General features: G+C 26.7%; 10 protein-coding genes. All 10 read right to left on the bottom strand.

What is annotated here, in order from left to right:
• Positions 1-947, bottom strand: a 947-nt coding sequence (locus AC11VW_RS09580; protein ID WP_484301188.1) for a hypothetical protein, incomplete at its 3' end; no start/stop codon positions are given.
• A 23-nt stretch (positions 948-970) separates the two neighbouring features.
• Complete coding sequence (locus AC11VW_RS09575) at positions 971-1,198, bottom strand: hypothetical protein (RefSeq protein ID WP_484301187.1); 228 nt, start codon at positions 1,196-1,198, stop codon at positions 971-973.
• A 12-nt stretch (positions 1,199-1,210) separates the two neighbouring features.
• The gene (locus AC11VW_RS09570; protein ID WP_484301186.1) at positions 1,211-1,609 is read right to left on the bottom strand and encodes a hypothetical protein; all 399 of its coding nucleotides are present in this window, start codon (positions 1,607-1,609) and stop codon (positions 1,211-1,213) included.
• Positions 1,610-2,006: 397 nt separating this feature from the next.
• On the bottom strand, positions 2,007-2,195 hold the full coding sequence (locus AC11VW_RS09565) for a hypothetical protein (protein WP_484301185.1): 189 nt from the start codon (positions 2,193-2,195) through the stop codon (positions 2,007-2,009).
• Positions 2,196-2,420: 225 nt separating this feature from the next.
• Positions 2,421-3,008 carry an Ltp family lipoprotein gene (locus tag AC11VW_RS09560; RefSeq protein ID WP_484301184.1) on the bottom strand — a complete coding sequence of 196 codons (588 nt, stop codon included), beginning with the start codon at positions 3,006-3,008 and terminating at the stop codon, positions 2,421-2,423.
• Between the two features lie 206 nt (positions 3,009-3,214).
• Positions 3,215-3,673, bottom strand: a complete 459-nt coding sequence (locus tag AC11VW_RS09555; protein ID WP_484301183.1) for a GNAT family N-acetyltransferase — start codon at positions 3,671-3,673, stop codon at positions 3,215-3,217.
• A gap of 617 nt (positions 3,674-4,290) precedes the next feature.
• Complete coding sequence (locus AC11VW_RS09550) at positions 4,291-4,959, bottom strand: DUF3800 domain-containing protein (protein ID WP_484301182.1); 669 nt, start codon at positions 4,957-4,959, stop codon at positions 4,291-4,293.
• A 170-nt stretch (positions 4,960-5,129) separates the two neighbouring features.
• Positions 5,130-5,876, bottom strand: a complete 747-nt coding sequence (locus tag AC11VW_RS09545) for an N-acetylmuramoyl-L-alanine amidase (RefSeq protein WP_484301181.1) — start codon at positions 5,874-5,876, stop codon at positions 5,130-5,132.
• A gap of 2 nt (positions 5,877-5,878) precedes the next feature.
• Complete coding sequence (locus AC11VW_RS09540; RefSeq protein ID WP_484301180.1) at positions 5,879-6,241, bottom strand: phage holin family protein; 363 nt, start codon at positions 6,239-6,241, stop codon at positions 5,879-5,881.
• A 205-nt stretch (positions 6,242-6,446) separates the two neighbouring features.
• Positions 6,447-6,745: hypothetical protein (locus AC11VW_RS09535; protein ID WP_484301179.1), on the bottom strand; the 299-nt coding region annotated here is incomplete at its 5' end.

Below are 6,745 nucleotides of genomic sequence, written 5' to 3'. Positions count from 1 at the left end.
GTATAATTGACCTCTACATTATCTATTTGTACTAAGTCTTTATTTATATTTTTCTTAATTTCCTTATATACTAATTCATTATCATCATTTATACTCTTAAAACTATTACAAGTAGCTATAGCTAGTTGTTTTTCTTTCTCTTTTTCTTTAGATTTACTTAAAATAACTATTTGAGTTTTACATATATCATTTTTAGCTTTTCTTTGAGTGCTATAAGAGATTTCTTTACTTGCAGATATAAATACACTCTTATTATTCTTTGAGTTGTTTAACATTGAATTTAAAAGCTCGTTTATGCAATCTACTAAAATTTTAATAGTAATTATACCAAGATCTATGATATTTTTAGACTTCTTTAAATTCTCTCCATCTCTATATTTTTCTATAGCTTGTCTATATGTTATTGACTTAAAGTAGTTACTCTCTTTTTCTTTTGTAGGTATAAAATTATATAATATACCTACGTTATCACCAGCTTCTAAAATTTCAAGTACACTCATATTCGCATTAAGAAGATCGTTGTTTCTCTTATCTACATTAAGGCTAAGAGCATCGCTCATTTTATATTTTAACTGGTACTTTGTGCACTCGTTTATATCTATCGGTATTCCTTCAACTTCTTTTACTTCAATATTTCTCCAAGTCTCAGCAAACTTTGTTTTGAATTTCATTAGATGCGCTTTAGGTAATATAAAGAAAAATTGTACTTCTTGTTTAGTTATATGGATATAATAACCCACCTTCATACGGTGAGTTATTATTAATTTTTTATTTTCTATCCTCATGATCTGATTAAATTTTAAATATATTTTATTTACTAAAGAAGCTATATTATCAGTTTGATTATTTTTATTGCTCTTTGTTGGGATTAACTGAACTGTTACATACTCAGCTTTATTGATCTCTACAAAGTCACTAAACTTCATACTTATCTTTTTATTAAACACTGAAATCACCCCATTTCAACATATTAAACACCAAATATTGTAGACCCTATTATTTTTATAAGAATATATATAACAGGGCTTAATGTAGCTATTTCTTTACCTTTTTTGTATCCAAATATATAAAGTATTGCTCCTACTAATCCAACTATTAAGCAAGCATCAAAACTATACGCACTTATTGTTTCTAATGTATTTCTTCCTATAATATCAAGCCACTGCATTGGAATATCAAGCATCTTAGGATATTTCATATCAGCCACCTCCTAAAGCTTAATCATATCAAATAATTTTGGATATAATTGAAGGAATATATAAGCTAGCCAATACTGTATACCTGCCATACTGGCTTGTTTTAAACTTCCACCATTTAGCATACTTTCTATAGAACTTTTAAGACCCATGCCTAAGCATCCCCAACGAGCAAAGCTTAAAAGTAAATCTATCAATTGATTGAATGTACTATCCATACTTGTAGCTATATCAAGAGCAAATACATTTATATTCATATGCATAATTAGAGCTGTTGATATTACTATTTTTGCATACATTGCCTTATTTGTTTTTGTATACTCCAATATTCTTCCTGCTAACTTAATATCTTTTCTATTTCTTTTTATTTCAATATGTTCTGTTACTGTGTATCCATTTATTACTAATTTCATGTATAATCCCCCTTAATTTTGGTTAAAATATTCTTATAAATTTATCTAGGAGGTAAATCAATATGGATTTTCTTTGGTTTAGTGTTTTTGGAATTATCGGTACAGCTTTAGAAATGTTAGTTAAATAAATCTACTATATTATTAAATTCTTTCATATTAAACTCTTCCATTTTTATAACTCTTATAATACTTTTCTACTATTTAGGTATCTTAAGCTTTTTAGGTATGTTATTTCTCTTTAGTATGCGTACAGAACGTACATAGAATTGTTATTTAAATAGACATAATTGAATTTTAAGAAGGGTTTTAGTAATATTTGTAGAATTATATCTAAGAATTATAATTTTTTTATAGTTCATTACACTTGAGCTCTATGGATGGCACTCCTGGAGCTCTTTTATTTTGATTCAATATCATTTAACATTTTTTCTCGTAAGACTGATTTAACATATGAACTTTTATTGCCTCCATGCTTCCTTACCTGCTCAAGAAACCAGTCATTCAATATTGCATCATCTATATCAGTTGTCTTGAATGAAACTTGGTGTATGATCGGCTTATAATCATCTTTTTCTTTATTCTTCATTTTTACCACCTTTCTTTTGATCTTACTTAATCTTATGCAACCTTCTAGAAAAAATTTCCTACTTTCTTAAATAAATTTCTAGATTTTTATTTAACCTTCTATAAGGTTACTGAATGAAATTCCTATAAAATATTTTTAAAAATAAAAAAACTAGGTTTTACCCTAGTCTAATTTACTATTTTATAGTTATATCATAAGATTGTATATCATTATAATCTTCATCTATTACTCCAGATTGTCTATAGCATACTGTGCTTCTTCTGCGGTAAATTTCTCACCAGCTTCTGATGTTAACTGGTCATAGACTGCACTTGGAGACATTGCCATATCTTTTTGATATGTTTTTGCTTTTATTAATGCATTTTCTTTCCAATCTGCTTCTACATTATCTATAGCATATTGACCTGCTTCTTCTGTAAACTTCTCTCCATACTCTGATGTTAACTGATTATATAATCCAGCCTTAGACATACTCATAGTATCACTATACATTTTTGCTTTTTTTAATGCAGATTTATATTCTGTCGGAACATCTTCTTTTACTTTTTCTGCTTGATTTTCAGCAGGTTTTTCATTAGAGCTCTCTACTCCATCTACTTTCGCTACAGGATTATCATCTACAGTTGTGTCATTCCCCATAGCTCCACCTATCCCACTTAATATAAATATTGCAATTATAAATGATAATACCTTATGTTTCATAAAAAAGTTTCTTTGGTCTTTTCCACAGTTAGGACATTTTTTCACGCCTTTAGCAACTTCTTTTCCACATACCTTACATGTAATCATTAAATTTTTCTCTTTTTTCCCCATTTTTTAAATCCTCCTATTATGCATTATATTCAATAATAAGTATACAATATTATATATGTCGTTTTTTGTAATATTTTGGATTTTTTTCATTTTTGGCATAAAAAAAGAAGATAGCTTAGTTATTGAGCTACCTCTTTCTAGTTAATATGCTTAACAACTAATCAAATACTCTACAGTCCGAGATTGATATATATAATAGAATATTCCTAGCTTTTTATTTCTTTCTCTAAAGATGTACCCATTATTTTAAATCCATTCTTTGTATAAAAATGAATTTGTCTTTCTCTATTTTCTTCATCTGAACTGTATAGTTTACCTCTGATTTTAAATACATTATGTTGTATTGCTATTTTTTCTAATATTTCTATAGACTTAGATCCTATGCCTCTTTTTATGCCTCTAAGTATTCTTAGATCACCTATCATAAGGGCATCACCTTCTATGTAAAAAAGTACTTTATCATTGTTTATGTCATAATCAAAAATATGTATGATACCAGCATTGCTATCTTCATAATATGTAACTATCAAGCAAACTTCTTCACCATTTTTATCTATCATAAATTCTTCAAACCTATAATCTTCTTGATGATTTTGTTTAAATAATTCTATACGTCCTAACATTTTTTCTTTTGATTTTTTCCTGAATAACTTATCAAATATCATAGTTCCCCCAAAAGTTTTTAATATATTTATCAAAATAATAATACCATATATCTAATACTATACATACTAAAATAAGGTAGCCTGTAAGGGCTACCTTATTTCTCGTTGAGTAATATGATCTATTTTTATATATATTAACTTTATATAGCTATAACTTAACCTCCTATATTATTATAGAAGTATTAAGTTGTAGCTATTTTAAAATTAAAAGAATCAACTTTTAATTTGATTTAAAATACTTAATAATGAGTTAATTATTTGTAAAACAATCAATATCTGTGGGAAATAATTTGAAAGTTTTTTTATTATATTAAATATTTTTTTCATTAGTTTACTCTCCTATTGACCATACTACTTGTTAAATCAAATAGGAGATTAAACTAACTAAAGTTAATCTATATTTAATATATATTAATCATAAACACAATATATTATAAATTTATTATCCATTATATCCTAAATTATTACAAAATAAAAAGCCCTATTGGGCTAGGAGTTACGGAACCATAGCAACGGCTACCGACAGGCAGCTTATATGCTTAAATGATACATCGATATGGGTTTACCCTGTAACTACTATTATTATAACATATTTTATTTTAAAGTAAACATCTTTTTTATGCTTCTTTAATATTTTTTCTGAATTTACAACATGGAAATACTTCTACCACCTGTATCTTGTCTCTAATTATAGGAATATAATGTTCTATATTATATTCATAATATGATGCGATTGCATTAGCTATATAATCTGCAGCTTGAACATTAAAAGCGTTGCCAGCTTTTGAATCTCTATATTCAACTTTGATATCAGATTTCAATCTAAGTTCATAGTTTATATGTAAATTTATGTAATCTTTAAATGAGTTTAATGATTTAACTTTTATACTTTTATTATCTAAAATTAAATTAACTTTATTATCTCTAAATTTTTCCTTGTGATTATCTAATAAAATTTTAAGTAAAAAATTATAAAATCTATTTTGATCTTTTATAAGTTGTCTCTCTACATGACGTTTCTCTGCAACTATATAAGAAATTTCTACATCTTTTGTACATATCCTACTTATTATAAATTGTTTAGCTGCCTTATTTGCTTTATTGGCCTTTAATTCATGTCCATCAAAAACTAAATCCGGGAAATCTTTTTTTATTTTTTTTAACCCTTTTTTCATTGTATTATGTAGTGCTTTATAATCTTTAGTTATAATGCATGCGATTACAAAATACTTCCCCTTTTTGCCTAAATTACCCGATTCATCAAAATACATAAAGTATTCTTCCATTTTATATCATCTCCTAGCCCACATAAAAGGTATATCATAAAATTTGTATACAAATTTTAATTTATTTTTTGTTAAATACATAAGTCTAAATTTTTCTTTTGATATTGTTATCAACACCAGTAATACAATTATACACACAAATCTTAAAGTTATCAACATTTTAAGTGCATTTATTGACAAATTAATTCTAAATACTCAGTACTTACATATCCAAATCCTTGATTACCTTTATATCCCTTAACAGATACCCAACCATTTAGGCAATACTCTAACTCAAATACATGCCCCTTATTAACTTTAGTTAATTCTTTATGATTAGTTCCTCTATAATATCTAACTCTTAATCCATCTGCTGTAGCTTTAGCTTTTATACCTGTGTAATCACCATTTTTAAATCTTGTACTTGGCGCTCCTTGAGTAGAGTTACCTTTTAATTTACTATTTACATCTTGTTTAAATTTTTCCCATTCTTTTACATTGTCTACCCAATATTTAGGACAACACTTCTTTGTAATATCATAATGTCTTATAAAGTCTATTAGAGGATTAAGTTTATATCTTTTAGCTAAGTCCACTCCTAACTCTACAGCTGCATTATATGTAGCTATGTTAAATTTACCACTATTATCAGGATGGCACATTTCTATACCTATACTATAACTATTAGCACTATTAGTTGTATAGGCTACTTCATCTTCTGGAACACAATGTATTATTTCACCTTGTAATCCTATTATGTAATGAGAAGATGCATATGCTTTTTTGGTACTAGCTAAATTATTAAAATAATTTCTATTAGCTACAGCAGAAGCATTAGGATTTCCTGTATAATGCCAAGCTATTTTAGTAGTTTTACTTCTTTTAGTTCCTGGTCTGCTATATTTATTTATATTTAAAAAATTTGTAATTATTTTCATAATTATTTATCCTCCACTTTCTCTAATTTATCAACTTTATCTATTCCAACTTCTAGCATCTTTTTAAGACTATCAGGTATCCATACATCTAATCCTATTAAATTTTCACAGATACTAATCCCTTCTTTAAATATAAAACCTGTTACAAATGTAGAAAATATAAAATCTAAGCTAGGTATAAGTTTCGATATAGATATAAATATACCTAGCACTATGCATTCTCCAATGCTTCTAAACATTCCATTTGAGCAAGTTCTACTTTTTAATCTACCTTTCTTTGAAGCTACAAGTACCCCTGTTATAAAATCTATTGTTATTGCACCAAAGAAAACTAAAAATAAATTTTCTAGTGTTATTTGTTCCATACTAACCTCCTAAATTTTTGTATAAAAAAAGGGCTAGAAATATAATCTAGTCCTTTTTAAAAAGAAACATTTAAAGTATAAAATAATTTGTAGTTATCAATAAATAACCATCTTTGCTTATCTTTTATTATATCATATTTATAATTTAAAATGTTTCTTTTGCTTTGTAACAAAAAAAGCCTTTATAGGTTCTTATAAGTTTTAATTATTTTATATCTTTTTCCCATCTTACAATATAACCATATTGTTCTCCATCAAATCTTCTTTCTTTTAAGCATATGTAGATTCTATTTTCCCCTTCTTTACTTGGATAATCATCAGTTGCATCAACTGTGAAAAAATCAGTAATTGCTCGTCTTTCTCCATCTTTATTTTTAAGATAAACTGATATAAACGGTGGTTGTATCAATTTAGATTTACCACCATAAACAGGTATGCATGATACAGGTTCTCCGTTTATCTTATATGTTGTTGTAGGAGCAGAATCCCATGCTTCTATTACAT

The organism is Romboutsia sp. (assembly GCF_056995035.1).
The sequence above is the reverse complement of the archived record's forward strand: the minus strand, read 5'-3'. Positions and strand labels throughout refer to the sequence as shown.

What these genes read in the sequence shown, in the direction of transcription:
- AC11VW_RS09575 (WP_484301187.1), bottom strand. Translation starts at nt 1,198, where the DNA reads ATGAAATATCCTAAGATGCTTGATATTCCAATGCAGTGGCTTGATATT.
- AC11VW_RS09570 (WP_484301186.1), bottom strand. Translation starts at nt 1,609, where the DNA reads ATGAAATTAGTAATAAATGGATACACAGTAACAGAACATATTGAAATA.
- AC11VW_RS09565 (WP_484301185.1), bottom strand. Translation starts at nt 2,195, where the DNA reads ATGAAGAATAAAGAAAAAGATGATTATAAGCCGATCATACACCAAGTT.
- AC11VW_RS09560 (WP_484301184.1), bottom strand. Translation starts at nt 3,008, where the DNA reads ATGGGGAAAAAAGAGAAAAATTTAATGATTACATGTAAGGTATGTGGA.
- AC11VW_RS09555 (WP_484301183.1), bottom strand. Translation starts at nt 3,673, where the DNA reads ATGATATTTGATAAGTTATTCAGGAAAAAATCAAAAGAAAAAATGTTA.
- AC11VW_RS09550 (WP_484301182.1), bottom strand. Translation starts at nt 4,959, where the DNA reads ATGGAAGAATACTTTATGTATTTTGATGAATCGGGTAATTTAGGCAAA.
- AC11VW_RS09545 (WP_484301181.1), bottom strand. Translation starts at nt 5,876, where the DNA reads ATGAAAATAATTACAAATTTTTTAAATATAAATAAATATAGCAGACCA.
- AC11VW_RS09540 (WP_484301180.1), bottom strand. Translation starts at nt 6,241, where the DNA reads ATGGAACAAATAACACTAGAAAATTTATTTTTAGTTTTCTTTGGTGCA.